This window comes from Bradyrhizobium sp. MI1.11 (assembly GCF_055811255.1).
The window spans coordinates 211224-226690 of record NZ_JBVVPM010000004.1 but is presented as its reverse complement, the minus strand read 5'-3'; the positions used below and the strand labels follow the sequence as shown (position 1 = coordinate 226690).

Here is a 15467-nt window from a genome sequence, read left to right as displayed (position 1 = left end):
AGACCGGCGAGGGCGTTGTGTCCGCTCACTCCCATGAAACCGAGGAAGGTCTCGCCTTCCTTCCCAGATTCGATGCGGCCGGGCTCGTGACGGTCGTCGCGACTGACGTCGCCACCGGTGACGTGCTGATGGTCGCGCACATGAATGACGAGGCGCTGCGCAAGACCATCGCGACCGGCGAGGCCTGGTACTTCAGCCGCTCGCGCAATGCTTTGTGGCGAAAAGGTGAGACCTCAGGTCAGACCCAGCGCGTGGTCGAGATCCGCACCGATTGCGATCAGGATGCGGTCTGGCTCCGTGTCGAGCAGATCGGCGCGGCGTGTCACACCGGCCGCCGGTCCTGCTTCTACCGCAAGGTCGAGGCCGAAGACGGCGGCGCCAGGCTCGTCTTCGTCGATGCGGACAGGCTGTTCGATCCGGACGCGGTGTACAAGAAGTAGTCCTGCCGTCATTGACGGTAGGGCTGACGGCCGAATTAACCCCGCATTAACCATACCTGTCCCACGGTGAGACGACAGGGCGCCGAATTGCCGGCGCCACTCAACGCCGTGCGGTGCGGGCACTTCATTATGTCGGTCGACAACTCCAGTGCCTCTCAGACGGCGGTTCTCGATCCGTCGCGGGCACGCGTCGCCGGTGCGATCAATCAGGTCTCCAACCGGACCGGCATCAGCTTCCAGTACATGCTGACCACCGCCAAGATGGAATCGGATTTCGATCCCACGGCGGGGGCGACTACGTCATCCGCGCACGGGCTCTACCAGTTCATCGACCAGACCTGGCTCGGCACGGTGAAGGAAGCCGGCACCCAGCTCGGCTATGGCAATTATTCCGACGCCATCACCAGGACGTCGTCGGGCACCTACACCGTCGATGATCCCGCGATGAAGCGGTCGATTATGAAACTGCGCGACGATCCGGAGGCCGCCTCCAGCATGGCTGCGGCGCTGACGCAGTCGAACAGCTTCAAGCTCACCGGCCTGCTCGGCCGCAGGCCGTCCGACAGCGAACTCTACATGGCGCATTTCATGGGCGTCGGCGGCGCCGCGAAACTGATCGCCAATGCCGAGGACAATCCGCAAGCGGTCGGCGCGCGTTTGTTTCCCAACGCGGCGTCCGCCAATCGCTCGATCTTCTACGCCAAGGACGGCCGCGCGCGCAGCGTTTCCGAGGTCTATTCGGTGCTGGATGCACGCTACGCCGGCGCGGCAAATTCGAAAACCACCCGCAGCGCGATGGCGATGTATGGCGGCACGCCGTCGACCACGCAGGTCGCGAGCGCCAACGGCGTACAGCCTGCCGCGCCGCTGATCGACAATGCCGCGTATCTCCAGTCCTTTCCGAACACACGCGCGGTGACGCCGGTCAGCGCGACGGCGCCGACGACGGTCGCGGACAATGCACCGAGCACGCCGGTGTTTCGCTCGATCTATCAGCCCGGCGACACCACCCAGCCGGTCTCGACGACCGTGCAGAAATTGTGGGGCAACAATGCCTCGCTCACTTCGGTCGCACCCGCGACCTCGGCCGCGTCGGCAACGCCCGACGTCCGGCCGCCGCAGCCTCTTGATCTCTTCAGCGATCGCAGCGGTACGTTCTCAAGCTAATTCGCGCGCCCGTGTCTCGGATACGTCGCAGCGTGAACGCTGCGCGCAGGTCCCGGCGCGTGAACGGGCCGCCTTTGTTCCCTTAACAAAACGTCAATAAAACCAGCCAGTTATGGTGAACGCTTTGTTAAGCGTCGTGGTTTATTTTGTGTTGCAGGTGACAAGCCGTCACCGCTTCGTCTTCGTTGCGTAAGCCGGAAGCACCATGATTGTTCGGCAGTTCATCAATTGGATCAGGACGGCGCCCGCTGGCGAGCGGGCCGAGGCAACGCGGGCGCTGGCCCGGGCCTGGCTGATCTCAGACCTTTCCCATGATGACCGTGTTGCCGCTGAAGGCGCGCTTCTGATGCTGCTCGACGATCCCTCGCCGCTGGTGCGGCAGGCGATGGCCGAGGCGTTTGCGCGCAGTACCGAGGCGCCCGCGTCGATCGTGCGGGCGCTGTCGGGGGACCAGCCGACCGTCGCGTTGCCCGTGCTCGAACATTCTCCGCTGCTGATCGACGCCGATCTCGTCGACATCGTCGCGACCGGCAACGACGAGGTGCAGTGCGCGGTCGCGCGCCGCATCGCGCTGCCGGTATCGGTCTGCGCCGCCATTGCTGAAGTCGGCTGCGCGGCGGCAGCGCTCGAGCTGATCGAAAATCCTCATGCCGAGCTTGCGCCGTTCTCCTGGGATCGCATCGTCGAGCGTCACGGCCATCTCGCCGCGATCCGCGAGGCGATGCTGGTGCTGGAGGATCTGCCGTCCGCAACGCGCGCCGCGCTGGTGGCAAAACTCTCGGAGACGCTGGCTCAATTCGTCGTGGCCCGGAACTGGCTGAGTGCCGACCGCGCCGAGCGGATCGCGACCGAGGCCCGCGATCGCTCCACCATGAACATCGCGGCGCGCTCGCGCGGCGAAGACATGGAAGGGCTTGTTCGGCACCTGCGCATCACCGGCCAGCTCACCGCGGGTCTCATTCTGCGCGCGCTGCTGTCGAGCAATCTGGATCTCTTCGATGCGGCGCTGGCTGAGCTCGCCGAGCTGCCGCTGGCGCGCGTGTCCGCGCTGCTGCACGATCGCGGCGGCAATAGCCTGCACGCGCTGCTCCGCCGCGCCGGGCTTCCCGAGGCGACGTTTGCGGCCTTCCAGGTCGCCCTCGATGCCTCCCACGAGCAGGGCTTCGTCGACAGCCACGACAATGCGGCGCGGCTGCGCCGCCGCATGGTCGAGCGCGTGCTCACCCATTGCGAGACCGACCGCGGCGCGACCGAGCCGCTGATGGTCCTGCTGCGCCGCTTCGCCACCGAATCCGCACGCGAAGAGGCAAGGCTGTTCTGCGACGAGCTGGTCGCGGAGGAGATGGTTGATCCGGTGTATGGCGAGCTGATTGCAGCGTAACGAGACGACGTAGGGTGGGCAAAGGCGCATTGCGCCGTGCCCACCGTCTCTCCGCACAATTCATGGCGACTGGTGGGCACGCTTCGCTTTGCCCACCCTACCACACCTCGCGAACGGCGAAGCTACCCCGCCGGCGCGATGCTCGGCGCCAGGATCACCTCGAGATGCTCGGGGCGATCGCGGTTGGCGTCGGCGAGATAATCGTCGGCGACCTTGCGCAGGCGCCGGCTGAGCTCGGCGGAGACGCTGATGCTGTCGAGCTTGGTGTTCTCGTGCACGATGGCGAGGATGGCGTTGATGTGGTGCGTGAACAGCTCGGCCGGCACCTTTTCGAGATCGGGCGCGTGCTCGATGACGCGGCACAGGCTCTCGGCTACGCCCGCCGCCACCGGATAGCCGAAAGTCGCGGCATCGCCCTTGATGTCGTGCGCGGCGCGAAACAACTCGTCGCGCCTGTCCTTGGTGAAGCCGTCGTGCCGGATGGCGACGTAGGCCGCCGACAGCCGGTTGATCTCGGTCGCCATCCAGTCCTTGAACTCGCCGGCAAGGCCCGCGAGCGCCTGTTCGGCGCGGCCGACCGGATCGTCCATGTCCTTGTCTTCGACGCGGCGCAGGACCGACCGCAGCGGGTTGGGCTGCGTGATGATTTGATGCGTGGCGAAGGCCGTGATCTCGATGTCTCTTGCGCTGTTCTTCGCCATGATATCGGCCTCGATCGTGAGAGACGTTGCGCTAGATGGTGGAGCGGGCCTTGTCGAGCAGCGAGGGCTGCTGCAGCACCTCGTGCTTTTCGCCGACGCGGCGCTCGGGGCCCATATAGGCGGAGTTGATGTTGCGGCGCCGGTCCGGGCCGAAATAGGTCTTGGTTTTGATGAAGGGGCGGGGACTGGCGACCACGTTGAGGATGCGCTGGTAGAGTCCCTTGGCCGAGATCGGCTTGGCCAGGAATTCGGTGACGCCGGCATCGCGCGCCACCGTGACGCGGCGCTTCTCGGAATGGCCGGTCAGCATGATGATCGGCGCGTAGGGATTGCCCTTGGATTCCGGCTGCCGGATCATCTGCGCCAGCTCGAGCCCGTCGAAGATCGGCATCGCCCAGTCGGTGATGACGATGTCGGGCACGTAATGGCTGTACATTTCCAGCGCCGTGGCGCCGTCCTCGGCCTCGTAGACTTCGCGCGCGCCAAAGGAATGCAGCAGCGTCCGCAGGATGCGGCGCATGTGCGGATTGTCGTCGCAGACGAGGAAACGCAGCTTGTTGAAATCGATGCGGAACATGGAGCCCGGGCCGGAGCGGTCAACTTTCGTTAACCATATCTCGCCGGGGGTTAATGAAGGGTTGCGATCGGCAGTCCGGCGAGGCGGCTCAGGACCCGAACTGCTCGCGCAAAATGCGCTCTTCCAGGCTGTGACCGGGGTCGAACAGCATGCGCATCGAGATGGTCCTGTCGGACAGCACCTCGACGCGGCGAACGTCGCGGACCTCGTCGTGGTCGGCGACCGCCGCCACGGGGCGCTTGTCGCCCTCCAGCACCTCGATCACGACATAAGCCGTGTTCGGCAGCAGCGCGCCGCGCCAGCGTCGCGGGCGGAAGGCGCTGATCGGCGTCAGCGCCAGGAGTGCGGCGTTGATCGGCAGGATCGGTCCCTGGGCGGACAGATTGTAGGCGGTCGAGCCGGCCGGCGTTGCCACCATGATGCCGTCGGCGATCAGCTCGGACATCCGCTCGCGCTCGTCGATCAGGATCCGCAGGCGCGCCGCCTGGTAGGTCTGCCGGAACAGGGCGACCTCGTTGATGGCGTGGTGCAGGTGGACGCGGTCGTTGGCGTCCGTCGCGCGCATCAGAAGCGGATGGATTTCCGACTCCTGCGCCGCCTCGAGACGGGCTCGAAGATCGACCGTCGAGTACTCGTTCATCAGGAAGCCGACGGTGCCGCGGTGCATGCCGTAGATCGGCTTGCCCGTATGCATGTGCTGATGCAGCGTCTGGAGCATGAGCCCGTCGCCGCCGAGTGCGACCACGATGTCGGCGTCCTTCGGATCGCAATTGCCGAAGTCTCTGGTGAGCTGGCCGAAGGCGGCTTGCGCCTCGCTGCTCGGGCTGGCGACGAAGGCGATCCGGTCGTATCGCGCTGGCTTGGTCATGGCTTCCGGGCAGGGCCGCTGGCTGGAGAAAGTTCCGCCGGGCTCGTCTAACGATCTCGCCCCCGATTGTCGAGGATGACCGCCCTTCACGGCAGACCGGCAACTGCCGATTCCGATTTGAGCACGAAACCGGGTCGGTTTGTGCCCAACCGGGCTCTTCAGGCACCACCGGAGCCATGATCCCCCAAACCGTCGCAATTCCGCGCTAGCCTTACGGTCCGCACCGGCGGTCGTCGCCGGACAGGGAGAACGATCATGGCCACGAATATGCCGGCGCTCCGCCGCGCGACCCTGGTGCTGGCGGTGTCGGCCTTCGCGCTCGCAGGATTGGCGCGCGCCGACGATCCGCCGCAGCCGCGCGCCGAGGCGGCGGCACCAGCCGGACAGAAGGGCGGACGCGGCGGTGCACAAGGCGCATCGCAAAATTCATCGTCATCCGCCGAGCCGCACCGTCTTCCGTCGGATTCGACCACGAAGCAGACGCTCGATCTTCCCGGCCGCACCCTCAATTTCGCAGCGACCGCCGGATCGATCCGCGTGTTCGACGGCAAGGGCGAGCCTGTGGCCGACATCGCCTATACGTCCTATGAGCTCGACGGCGCCGACCGTGCGACGCGCCCCGTGACGTTCCTGTTCAACGGCGGGCCCGGTGCGTCCTCGGCATGGCTCCAGTTCGGCGCGGCCGGGCCTTGGCGGCTGCCGCTCGATGGCGAAGCGCTGTCGCCGTCCGCCTCGCCCGAGGTGAAGCCGAACGCGGAGACCTGGCTCGACTTCACCGATCTCGTCTTCATCGATCCCGTCAGCACTGGCTATAGCCGGTTCGTCGCGACCGGCGATGACGCGCGCAAATCGTTCTACTCCGTTGATGGTGACGTCAATTCGATCGCGCTCGTGATCCGCCGCTGGCTCGAGAAGCACGACCGGCTGACCTCGCCCAAATACGTCGCCGGCGAAAGCTATGGCGGCATTCGCGGGCCGAAGGTGGTGCGCCAGTTGCAGCTCCAGCACGGCGTCGGGGTCAGGGGATTGATTCTGGTGTCGCCGCTCCTGGACTTCCGTGAGTTCACCGGCACCAGCCTCCTGCAATATGTCGCGACGCTGCCGAGCTATGTCGCGGTGGCGCGTGAGGCGAAAGGTCCGGTCAAACGCGCCGATCTCGCCGACGCAGAGGCTTACGCGCGCGGCGAATTCCTGGCCGACCTCGTCAAGGGTGAGGCGGACAAGGAAGCGACCAATCGTCTTGCCGACAAGGTCGCCGAGCTCACCGGCATCGACCAGTCGGTGAGCCGTCGGCTTGCGGGCCGCTTCGACGTCGGCGAATTCCGCCGCGAATTCGACCGCAAGAACGGCAAGGTGACGGGGCGCTACGACGCCTCGGTGCGCGGCTTCGATCCCTATCCGGATTCCAGCAGCTCGCGGTTCGGTGATCCCTCCGGCGATGCGCTGCAGGCGCCGCTAACGAGTGCTGCGGTTGACCTGTTGACGCACAAGCTCAACTGGCGGCCCGATGGCTCCTACGAGGTGTTGAACGGCGCCATCGAAGGCCACTGGGATTTCGGCCGCGGCATCAACCCGCCGCAGTCGGTCTCCGAGCTGCGCCAGATCCTCGCCACGGATGCGAAGCTGAACGTGCTGGTCGCGCACGGCCTGTTCGATCTCGCCACGCCCTATTTCGGATCGAAGCGGGTGCTCGACCAGTTGCCGGCCTTCGCAACGCAGCGGGTCAAGTTCGTGGTTTATCCCGGCGGCCACATGTTCTATTCGCGAGACGGCTCGCGGCAGGCCCTTCGGAGCGAGGTCGAGACTCTCATTCGGGAGTAGGCGGGCGCTTGCGCGGCTTGTATCTCCGCGCGATCTCGCGGGCGACGGCGGCCGCAGGCTTGATGTTGGCGCCAGCGATCCAGACGTCACTAACCTTGCCGCGCTTGTCGCGGACGCGGCGCACCGGCTCGCTGTGGCTGGAGTAGCCGGCGGCCCAGGCGAGCTTGCCGGTGTCGCGGCCGGTGACCTCGATCTCGCCGGCATCCATGAACGGGTTGTTGAACTGAGGATTGGCGACCAGCACGCGGTTGCCCACGGGTACCAGATCGGTCGCGCCCCAGATCGTCCACCAGCGGCCGGTCCAGTCGCTCACGCGGCGGTCGGGTGCGCCACGGGTCTGGAAAACGCGCAGGATCTGCATCGCGCCGTCCATCCAGAACGGCGCTGCGCCGTCGATGGAGTTGCTGATGATGCTGATCGCGAGTTCGCAGGCGGGAATGGCGCAGGTCCGCGAGATATAGCCCTGGAAATGGCCGCCGTGGCCAAACCAGTCCCAGCCGTCGAGCCTGCCGGCGCCGATACCCAAGCCGTAATAGGCCTCGAAACTCTGCGGGATGCGCCAATGATGTCGCGTCATCTCGCGGCGGCTTGCGACCGACAGCAGGCTCTTTCTTGCGTTGGGCGCGAGCTGCGCGAAGAAGCGGGCGGTGTCGGCGGCGGTAGCGGCAAAGCCCGTGGCGGAAGCCATCGCGTGGGTGGGATTGTCGCCGGGGATCACGCATCGCTCTCCGTAGGGCACCCTTCGTGTGTGGCCGCGCGCGAACGGCGCCCCCTTGGGAAGCGGCGCGTCCGGCTCGGTCTCGCGCAGGCCCGCAGGTTCGATGATCTCGCGCTTCATCCAAACCCGGTAGGGCTCCTTCGTCACGGCCTCGATGATGAGACCAATCAGCCCAAAGCCGTGATTGGAATATTTGAAGCGTGTGCCCGGCTCGATTACGGTCGGCAGCTTCAATTCCGCGAGCAGCTCGCTCGCGTCGAGATAGGGACGGCTGTCGATGAACTGACCGGAATCGGCGCCGTCGCGCGTCAGTCCCGCGCTGTGCGACAGCACTTGCGCAATCGTCGTTTCCGCGACGCGCGGATGCAGGCCGGCGACATATTGGCCAATGGGATCGTCGAGCCGGAGCTTGCGCTGCTCGCGCAGCTTCATGATGCCGGCCGAGGTAAAGCTCTTCGAGTGCGAGGCGATGCGGAAACGGTGGCGCGGGGTGAGCTTCTCGCCGGTGTCGAGATTGGCGAGGCCGAACGCGTGCTCGGCGACGATTTCGCCGCGATGGGCGAATGCGATGACGACGCCGGGCTGCTGGATTGTGGTGTGCTGGAATTCGATCCAGAAGCCGATGTAGTCGATCGCGGATCGCAGCCAATTGTCCATTGCGCACCGGTTTGCGAGGGGAGGTTTGGTGGGCAAGCTAGCCGAGAACGCAGAACGGGCACAACCCTGCGGTTGTGCCCGTTCGCCTCGTGCGAAGATGCGATGCGTTTAATAGACGAGGGTCGCCCCGGTCGGCTTGTCGAGCGCGGCGGCGAGCGAGCGATATTCGGAGCTGTCGGTGCCGGCGAGCGAGGCGAGCTTGTTCAGGTGATACTGCGCCTGCTCGCGATTGCCCTGCTCGAGCTGCCAGAGGCCATAATACTGCCAGGTGCGGACGTGGTTCGGATCGTCCTTCAGTGCCAGCTCGTAATAGATCTTCGACGACTGGTAATCGCCGAGCTTACGATAGGAGTAGCCGATCAGATTGGCGACGTCGGCGACGTCGTCGCGCTTGAGCGACTTCAGCTGGCCGATCGCGCCGGTGTAGTCGTGATTGTCATAGATCTTGGTGTAGGCGGTGCGATAGGCAGCAAGGAATTTCGGATCGCTGATGGAGGAGCTCTTCTTCTTGCCCTTCTTGGTCGAGGTGTCCGACGATGGCGGCGACGAGGGGGTGTCGCCACCTGCGGCATAAGCGCTGGTCAGAGCCGGCCCGGCCGCCAATGTCATGGCGACAAGTCCCGGCACAAGAAGCGTTGAGAGTTTGCGCATCTAAGTTCTCCGGTATGGAACGTGGCGATCCTACACGATTGCCTAAAGACCGGAACACCCATCAGGCAAAAACATTCCCGGCATCCTGGCCTATTCGCCCTGCGGGCGGATGACAAACTTGTCATCCAGATGAACGGAAGCCTGCTGCGGGCTTCAGATTGGGTTCAGTGCGTGCCCCCTAGGCTCCAACCTACGATCAAAGGGTTGGCGAGAGGGCGCCCGCCTCAAGATCCTTCCAAGAGGAGACCAACCATGTTGAAGACCATTTCCGCAGCCTTGCTCGCAGCTTCCGTGATCGCAGCCCCGGCCTTCGCAGCCGAGGCCGGCAAGACCACCACGACCACGCCGGTGATCAAGGCAGACCAGAGCCAGACCAAGGTGTCCACCACCGCCGCGAAACCCGATGCCGGCCTCAAGGCCGGTGCCAAGACTTCGGACGTCAAGGCGGACGCCAAGGTGGACACCAAGTCGAAGGCGATGAACGCCAACGCCGCGGTCACGCCCGACGTGCACAAGACCGTGCGCACGCATCGCCACCACCACAAGCATCTCTCAGCGAAGAAGTCGCTGAAGACGCAGCCGGACGTGACCAAGCCGGCGACGATGGAGAAGCGCAGCTAACGACTGGTCCTGCGCGGCGGTGTCCCAGCATTGCCCCAGCTGCCGCGTGAGGAATTCAGGCCCGGCCCGTTCGTCACGCCTTGGGCGAAAGCTCGAGGTGCTGGCGGCGGGCCGGTACGACCATGCTGAAGCCCGCAAGCAACGTCCCAGGTTTGGCGGCCGCAAACAAAACCTCGAAAACAACCCCATGCACAGTAGCGGGTCGTAGATAAATCAATGGCTTGACGGGTGGCTCATCTGCGGATTTTACGAAGCCGTTTGACTCGTCGGGCAAAACACCTGTAGACATGCATCATTGCAACCTTGGGGCTGGAACGTCTCCGAGACTGATCGAGCGGAGAGCGTAAGCGGTGCGGCGACTAGCGGAACGCGCAGTGAGCTTGGCGTTGATGCTGGCACTGCCGCTGGCGCTCACGGGATGTTTCGGCAGCGATGGTGACCGTCCAACTCTGATGGACGGGACTCAGGCCGGAGGTCCACAACCGTTCCCGGATAATTTCCGTGGCGACACGCTGGCCTTGATGCGCAGCTATTTGAACAATCCTGTCGGCGTGCGTGACGCCAGCATGGCTGAGCCGGTGCAGCGCGAGGTCGGAGGCCGGCAGTTCTATGTCAGTTGCCTGCACTTCACCCCACGCGAGACCGACGGCACCTACAAGGCCATGAGGGAGCGCGCCGTGATCTTCGTCAACGGTCGGGCGGACCGCGTCGTTGATCGTGCCAGCGAGCTGTGCGCGGGCGCGGTTTACGTACCCTTTCCGGAACTTGAAAAGATGACGCGGTAGCGCAAAGCCCACCTTCATCGCTTGGTGATAGGACAGAGCCCGCCGGAGCTGCCGGATCACATTTCGGGGAGCTTTGAACGGAGTGGTTTTGCGTTGCGACTAATCGTTACGGCGGGTTCTGCTTCCGACGGAAAAAAACCGTCGGCACGCGCCTGCGGGACGGAACAAAATCGCGTTGTTGCCGCTCCGTCACAGTCACGAACGATCAAGGTTCCGGCATCGCCTCGAAGCAACCCAATTCACGCCACGTTGTTTCCTGAGTGTCGAATTTGAAAGAACGGGGATGATCATGAAAAGGATTTTGCTGGGTGCAGTTGCCCTGCTTGCGCTGGCCGCGCCGGCTGCAGCAGCCGACATGCAGGCGCGCACCTACACCAAGGCTCCGGCCTACACGCCGCCGCAGGTGATCTACAATTGGACCGGCTTCTACATCGGCGGCCATGTCGGCGGCGCCTTTGCGGGCGACAGCAGCTTCCAGTCGAGCGACGCGCGCTTCCTCGGCGGTGTCCAGGGCGGCTTTGACTACCAGTTCGCGCCCAATTGGGTCATGGGTGTCGAGGCCCAGTATTCCTGGCTGCCGACCAACAACGGCGGCGCTACGTTCCCGCTGGGCACGCAGGTGACCTCCAATACCGACCAGCTCGGCTCGGTGACCGGCCGCATCGGCTACACCTGGGGTCCGGCGCTGCTTTACGCCAAGGGCGGTTATGCCTGGCGCAATGGCGGCCTTGGCGTCAATGTCGCCGGCGTCCCGCAGCCCTTCACCGCCACCGGCAACAGCAAGGATGGCTATACCGTTGGCGCTGGCCTCGAATACATGTTCGCGCCGAACTGGTCCGCCAAGGCCGAGTACCAGTATTACAACTTCGGCAGCACGACGATCACCTCCGGTCCGGTCGACGTTGTCGGCGTCCGCGGCCGGGAGGACGAGCATACCGTCAAGGTCGGCGTGAACTACCGCTTTGGCTGGGGCGGTCCGGCAGCCTCGCGCTACTGACGCGCCACCAACAACCACGATCTGACAAAGGCCGGCTCCCGCCGGCCTTTCGTTTGCCGGGCTCTGGTTGCCAGCCTCCTGTCGTTTGCATTGCGTCAACCATCTGGCGCGTCATTTGCAAGCAAACGTTTTGGCGCGCGCTTTCTCACGCGCGTCATGGAGCTCGGGTAAAGCAAAAATAATTTTTGCAGCTTACGGAACTCGCGCGCCGGAACGCGTTATATGAGAATTACCGGGCTGGTGGGACGACGGACATGCGTATCTTGGTGTCGGCTGTGGTGCTCTCGTGCTTCGTCAGTTTGCCGTGCGCTGCCCAAACAATCCTCAAATCCGAGCCTCTGATGCTGGCACCCTATGAGGTGGCCTTCGTCAAGGACGCCTCGTGCTCCTCCGGCAAGGTGCTGAAGGTCACCGGCGCGATCCGCGGGCTGCATCGCCGGAAGGCCTGCGTGGCTCTGGCGGGCGAGCAGGCCTCGCTGGCCACCGCGACGCCCTGAGCTTTCCTGAGCTCCGGCTTCCCAGCTTCGATCCGTCTTTACGAATTCAGCTCGAGCTCCATCCTCGCCTGGCGATCGGCCTCCGCCTTGTTCCTCGCGGGGTCCTCGCCCTGTGCGGCCTGGCACGGCTTGATCTCGTAATCGTTGTCGAGCACCCGGCGTGGCCCGGGGCGGTCGTCATCCGCGGTTACGTCCACGACGAGGCCACTTCGCTGCGCGAGGCTCCAGACGTCGGACTCATCAGGATAGGCCTTGCTGATCTGGGCGTCGTTGCAGAACAGGGCGTAGGGCATTCTTCCCGCTCCCGGAAAGCGCATTAACGACTTTGCGGAGGAGGGGTTCCATTGGGCCGCTCGGTCACGCGGCCGTGATCGGGGTCGCGGGGGCCTGAGTCCTTAACGAGTCCTGAATCCCGAAAAAAAGAATCCCCGGGACTCATTTGGCGGAATCAGCGGATGTTTTCGGCCATGACGACGGACCTGAAAACCTCTTGCGGGCGCATGCTGCTGCCCCTCACGCTGGCCCTGTTCGGCGCCTGCGCGGCCAATCTCTGGCTGGTGTGGTCCTGGCTTTAGGCCAGCGACGGGAGATCCGGCTTCACTGGTCAGCCGGTGGACGGGAGGAGGGGTCGCGGATGGCGGCGCGCAGTTTGGTCAGGGTGGCCGCGCAATATTCCTCGCGCTCGCGCTCGAACCGCTCCTGATGCTTGCGGAAATTGGCGATGCGGGCCTGCATCTCGGTGCGGACGTCGTGGCTCGCCACCCGCGGCGGCGGGAGAGGCAAGGGCTGCGGCGGAGCGGCCTGAAGTGGCTCGGTCTCGACGACGGTGTTGGCGGGGACGATCTGCACCGACGCGGCCACTGTCGCCATCGGGATCTCCGGTGGATGCAAGCCATCCTTTTTGCCGGTGACCGATTGGACGAAGGCCATTGTCTGCGCGATCAACGCGTCGCGTTCCGTGATCCACTTCATGGTGCACCCCTGTCGGGGCTATTCCAGCAAAGCTGGCCGGCCGAATCAAGAAGCTGTTGCGTGGGGGATTGCATATTTTTCCCGGCCGCCCGACAGTGGGGAATGGATGCCAAAGCAGACCATTCAGCCGAAGCCGAGGGCTTGAGGCTCGTCCGCGCGTTCCTCTCGCTGCCGCCCGACAAACGGGCGGAGGTGATCGCGTTCGTTGAGGAGTTGGCCCGCGCCAAACGCCGTCCCGAGGAAGGCGCCGACGTCTCGCCGGGGTGAGGGCTAGCGCTCCCGCGGATTGAGGTTGGGCCGGAACGGAGCCCCGACCACCCGAACCGGCGTCGAAGCGGGCACGTCGATCGCCGCCGTTTCAGCCTGCCGCTTTGCCGGAGCCGGTTCGAACAGCGCAATTGCCGCGGCCAAGGCGCTACAGCACAGCGTCACGGTGGCCAGCAGAAACATGTTTCGGTTTTCTTCCCTGATCCGCATGGGCCGACAACGGAGGACACCGGCGACCGGTTCCGGCATTCCACGCCCGGCTCGCGCCCCGGAATAGGCCGAAGCTTACGCGAAGCTTACGGCGGAAGCCAAAATAGTTAGTTTTCCGTAAGACTACCCGGGACATTTGGCATCAAATCTTAACGTCAGCTGGTTCCAATGCACGGTGCTGGGAATATGCATCGGCAGAAAATCACTGGGGCGGCTGCAATGAGCGTTTTGAACAATCTGAAAATCGTGTGGAAGGTCGCGCTGATCGTCGCCGTGATGGGCTTTGCCATGGTCGCCGTCGCCGGCTTCGGCACGCGCGAACTCTCGGCAACTGTCGACGGCTTCGCCGAGCTTTCCGCCGCGCAATCCTCGGCGCTCAACCTGACGCGGGCCCAGCGCCGCGCCGAGACCTATCATGCCGCGCTCTATGCGGTCTTCACCGAGGCGACGGAGGCGGGCAACGCCAACCGCCTCAAGACCGCGACCCAGAACCGCGACGAGATCCGCCAATACCTCGAGGCAGCCGAACAGGACGATCCCGCGCGCGCGAGCCAGATCAAGAGTATCGGCGACCAATTGAAAGCCGTGTTCGCCGGCTGCGATCCGGTGCTGAAGGCAGGCTCGCTCGCGAGCAGCCCGGAAGAGAATGCCAAGGCGGCCGAGCGTGCGCACAAGGAGTGCGATCCGGTGATGGATGCGGCCTTGGGGCGCGTTGCCAAGTTCGTGGGCGAGACCGCAGAGGCGGTCGCCAAGAGCAAGGACGCCATCAACCGCGACGCCAGATCCGCGACCTGGACGGTGATCGGCGTCAGCGCCGGCGGCCTGATCCTGGGTATCGCGATCGCGCTGTTCATCGGCCTCAATGCGATGTCCCGGCCGATTGCCCGCCTCAAGCTCGCCATGGAGGGCCTTGCCCGCAACGATCTCAAGACCGAGGTGCCCGAGAAGGACCGTCGCGACGAGATCGGCGACATGGCCAGGACGGTCGAAATCTTCAAGACCAACGGGATCGAGGTCGACCGCCTCAAAGCTTCGCAGGTCGAAATTGAGAAGCAGGCCGCCGATCAGCGCAAGCGCGACATGGTCAACCTTGCCGACGGTTTTGAGCGCGCGGTCGGCGAGATCATCGAGACGGTGGGCTCGGCGTCCACCGAGCTCGAAGCGTCGTCCTCGACGTTGGCCACTACGGCGCAGCGTGCGCAGGAACTGACCTCGGTCGTCGCGGTTGCCTCGGGCGAAGCCACCAGCAACGTGCAGTCGGTCGCGACCGCCACGGAGGAGCTGTCCTCCTCGGTCAACGAGATCAGCCGGCAGGTGCAGGAATCCGCGCGGATGGCGGGCGAGGCCGTCACCCAGGCCCGCACCACGACGGTGCGTGTCAGCGAGCTCTCGGTTGCGGCGACGCGCATCGGCGACGTCGTCGAGCTGATCAACACGATTGCCGGCCAGACTAACCTCCTGGCACTCAACGCCACGATCGAGGCGGCACGCGCCGGCGAGGCCGGCCGCGGCTTCGCGGTCGTCGCCGCCGAGGTGAAGACGCTGGCCGAGCAGACCGCGAAAGCGACCGGCGAGATCAGCCAGCAGATTTCCGGCATCCAGACCGCGACCCAGGAATCCGTCAACGCGATCCGCGACATCTCCGCGACGATCGAGCGGCTCTCGGAAGTGTCGTCGACCATTGCCGCGGCCGTCGAGGAGCAGGGCGCCGCGACCCAGGAGATCTCGCGCAACGTGCAGCAGGCCGCCCACGGCACCCAGCAGGTCTCCACCAACATCGCCGACGTGCAGCGCGGTGCAGCCGAGACCGGCTCGGCCTCCTCGCAGGTGCTTTCCACCGCCAAGATGCTGGCGACCGACAGCAACCGGCTGAAGGATGAGGTCGGGAAATTCCTCCACACGGTGCGCGCCGCCTGAGTCCAGCGCGGCGGCTTCGTCCGCCGCGCTGCGCACTCATCGCGCCAGCAGAAATCCCATTGCGAATGCGAACAGCACGGCCGTCATGACGACGGCCGCCGGCGCGCCGGCGGCGGGGCGGGGCGGGGGGGTTAAGGGGGGGGGGGTAGGGGGGGGAAAATAACCAAAGTTTAAAACTGGATGAAAATAAAGTGTGTAGAAGCCGCCCCCCCCACCCGCG

General features: G+C 64.9%; 18 protein-coding genes. 10 read left to right on the top strand and 8 right to left on the bottom strand.

The features are described from left to right. Positions 1–17: 17 nt before the first annotated feature. The 3 genes from hisI to AC0L30_RS06295 all read left to right on the top strand — a co-directional run bounded on the left by hisI (position 18) and on the right by AC0L30_RS06295 (position 2988). Positions 18–440: a phosphoribosyl-AMP cyclohydrolase gene (gene hisI / locus AC0L30_RS06305; RefSeq protein ID WP_275168366.1), complete on the top strand. Its 423-nt coding sequence runs from the start codon at positions 18–20 to the stop codon at positions 438–440. A gap of 87 nt (positions 441–527) precedes the next feature. Continuing rightward, a complete protein-coding gene (locus tag AC0L30_RS06300) occupies positions 528–1607 on the top strand; it encodes a lysozyme family protein (RefSeq protein WP_035995691.1) in 1080 nt (359 codons plus the stop codon). A gap of 205 nt (positions 1608–1812) precedes the next feature. Then, on the top strand, positions 1813–2988 hold the full coding sequence (locus AC0L30_RS06295; protein WP_473404023.1) for a DUF2336 domain-containing protein: 1176 nt from the start codon (positions 1813–1815) through the stop codon (positions 2986–2988). A 122-nt stretch (positions 2989–3110) separates the two neighbouring features. Here AC0L30_RS06295 and AC0L30_RS06290 read toward each other — a convergent pair whose 3' ends face one another. From AC0L30_RS06290 to AC0L30_RS06280, 3 genes are all read right to left on the bottom strand, one after another. After that, positions 3111–3689, bottom strand: coding sequence for an Hpt domain-containing protein (locus tag AC0L30_RS06290; protein ID WP_007602646.1), 579 nt, complete (start codon positions 3687–3689; stop codon positions 3111–3113). A gap of 31 nt (positions 3690–3720) precedes the next feature. Beyond that, the gene (locus tag AC0L30_RS06285) at positions 3721–4266 is read right to left on the bottom strand and encodes a response regulator (RefSeq protein ID WP_007602647.1); all 546 of its coding nucleotides are present in this window, start codon (positions 4264–4266) and stop codon (positions 3721–3723) included. A gap of 88 nt (positions 4267–4354) precedes the next feature. Next, positions 4355–5134 carry an NAD kinase gene (locus AC0L30_RS06280; protein ID WP_007602648.1) on the bottom strand — a complete coding sequence of 260 codons (780 nt, stop codon included), beginning with the start codon at positions 5132–5134 and terminating at the stop codon, positions 4355–4357. 255 nt (positions 5135–5389) lie between these two features. Between AC0L30_RS06280 and AC0L30_RS06275 the strand changes: the two genes are divergently transcribed. After that, positions 5390–6955, top strand: coding sequence for a S10 family peptidase (locus tag AC0L30_RS06275; protein ID WP_219683810.1), 1566 nt, complete (start codon positions 5390–5392; stop codon positions 6953–6955). Here the strand turns inward: AC0L30_RS06275 and AC0L30_RS06270 are convergent. Beyond that, complete coding sequence (locus AC0L30_RS06270) at positions 6942–8330, bottom strand: serine hydrolase domain-containing protein (protein ID WP_007602652.1); 1389 nt, start codon at positions 8328–8330, stop codon at positions 6942–6944. The genes AC0L30_RS06275 and AC0L30_RS06270 overlap by 14 nt on opposite strands. Before the next feature lie 108 nt (positions 8331–8438). Continuing rightward, complete coding sequence (locus AC0L30_RS06265) at positions 8439–8981, bottom strand: tetratricopeptide repeat protein (protein WP_007602654.1); 543 nt, start codon at positions 8979–8981, stop codon at positions 8439–8441. Positions 8982–9233: 252 nt separating this feature from the next. On the opposite strand from AC0L30_RS06265, the gene AC0L30_RS06260 reads away from it, so the two are divergent. From AC0L30_RS06260 to AC0L30_RS06245, 4 genes are all read left to right on the top strand, one after another. Next, the gene (locus tag AC0L30_RS06260; RefSeq protein ID WP_473404022.1) at positions 9234–9602 is read left to right on the top strand and encodes a His-rich protein BRANT; all 369 of its coding nucleotides are present in this window, start codon (positions 9234–9236) and stop codon (positions 9600–9602) included. 389 nt (positions 9603–9991) lie between these two features. Next, positions 9992–10387: a hypothetical protein gene (locus tag AC0L30_RS06255; RefSeq protein WP_035961651.1), complete on the top strand. Its 396-nt coding sequence runs from the start codon at positions 9992–9994 to the stop codon at positions 10385–10387. Between the two features lie 289 nt (positions 10388–10676). Next, on the top strand, positions 10677–11384 hold the full coding sequence (locus AC0L30_RS06250; RefSeq protein WP_063996919.1) for an outer membrane protein: 708 nt from the start codon (positions 10677–10679) through the stop codon (positions 11382–11384). Between the two features lie 254 nt (positions 11385–11638). Next, positions 11639–11881, top strand: a complete 243-nt coding sequence (locus AC0L30_RS06245) for a hypothetical protein (RefSeq protein ID WP_018455389.1) — start codon at positions 11639–11641, stop codon at positions 11879–11881. Positions 11882–11919: 38 nt separating this feature from the next. Here the strand turns inward: AC0L30_RS06245 and AC0L30_RS06240 are convergent, their stop codons facing one another. Then, positions 11920–12174 (bottom strand): hypothetical protein, encoded by a 255-nt coding sequence (locus tag AC0L30_RS06240; RefSeq protein ID WP_219683802.1) that lies wholly within the window; start codon positions 12172–12174, stop codon positions 11920–11922. 304 nt (positions 12175–12478) lie between these two features. Next, positions 12479–12853 (bottom strand): hypothetical protein, encoded by a 375-nt coding sequence (locus AC0L30_RS06235; RefSeq protein ID WP_473404021.1) that lies wholly within the window; start codon positions 12851–12853, stop codon positions 12479–12481. A gap of 102 nt (positions 12854–12955) precedes the next feature. On the opposite strand from AC0L30_RS06235, the gene AC0L30_RS06230 reads away from it, so the two are divergent. Beyond that, positions 12956–13120: a hypothetical protein gene (locus AC0L30_RS06230; protein ID WP_007602663.1), complete on the top strand. Its 165-nt coding sequence runs from the start codon at positions 12956–12958 to the stop codon at positions 13118–13120. Positions 13121–13123: 3 nt separating this feature from the next. On the opposite strand, the gene AC0L30_RS06225 is transcribed toward AC0L30_RS06230, so the two are convergent. Then, positions 13124–13303 (bottom strand): hypothetical protein, encoded by a 180-nt coding sequence (locus AC0L30_RS06225; RefSeq protein WP_198288282.1) that lies wholly within the window; start codon positions 13301–13303, stop codon positions 13124–13126. A gap of 246 nt (positions 13304–13549) precedes the next feature. On the opposite strand from AC0L30_RS06225, the gene AC0L30_RS06220 reads away from it, so the two are divergent. After that, a complete protein-coding gene (locus tag AC0L30_RS06220; RefSeq protein WP_473404020.1) occupies positions 13550–15247 on the top strand; it encodes a methyl-accepting chemotaxis protein in 1698 nt (565 codons plus the stop codon). Positions 15248–15467 lie beyond the last annotated feature (220 nt).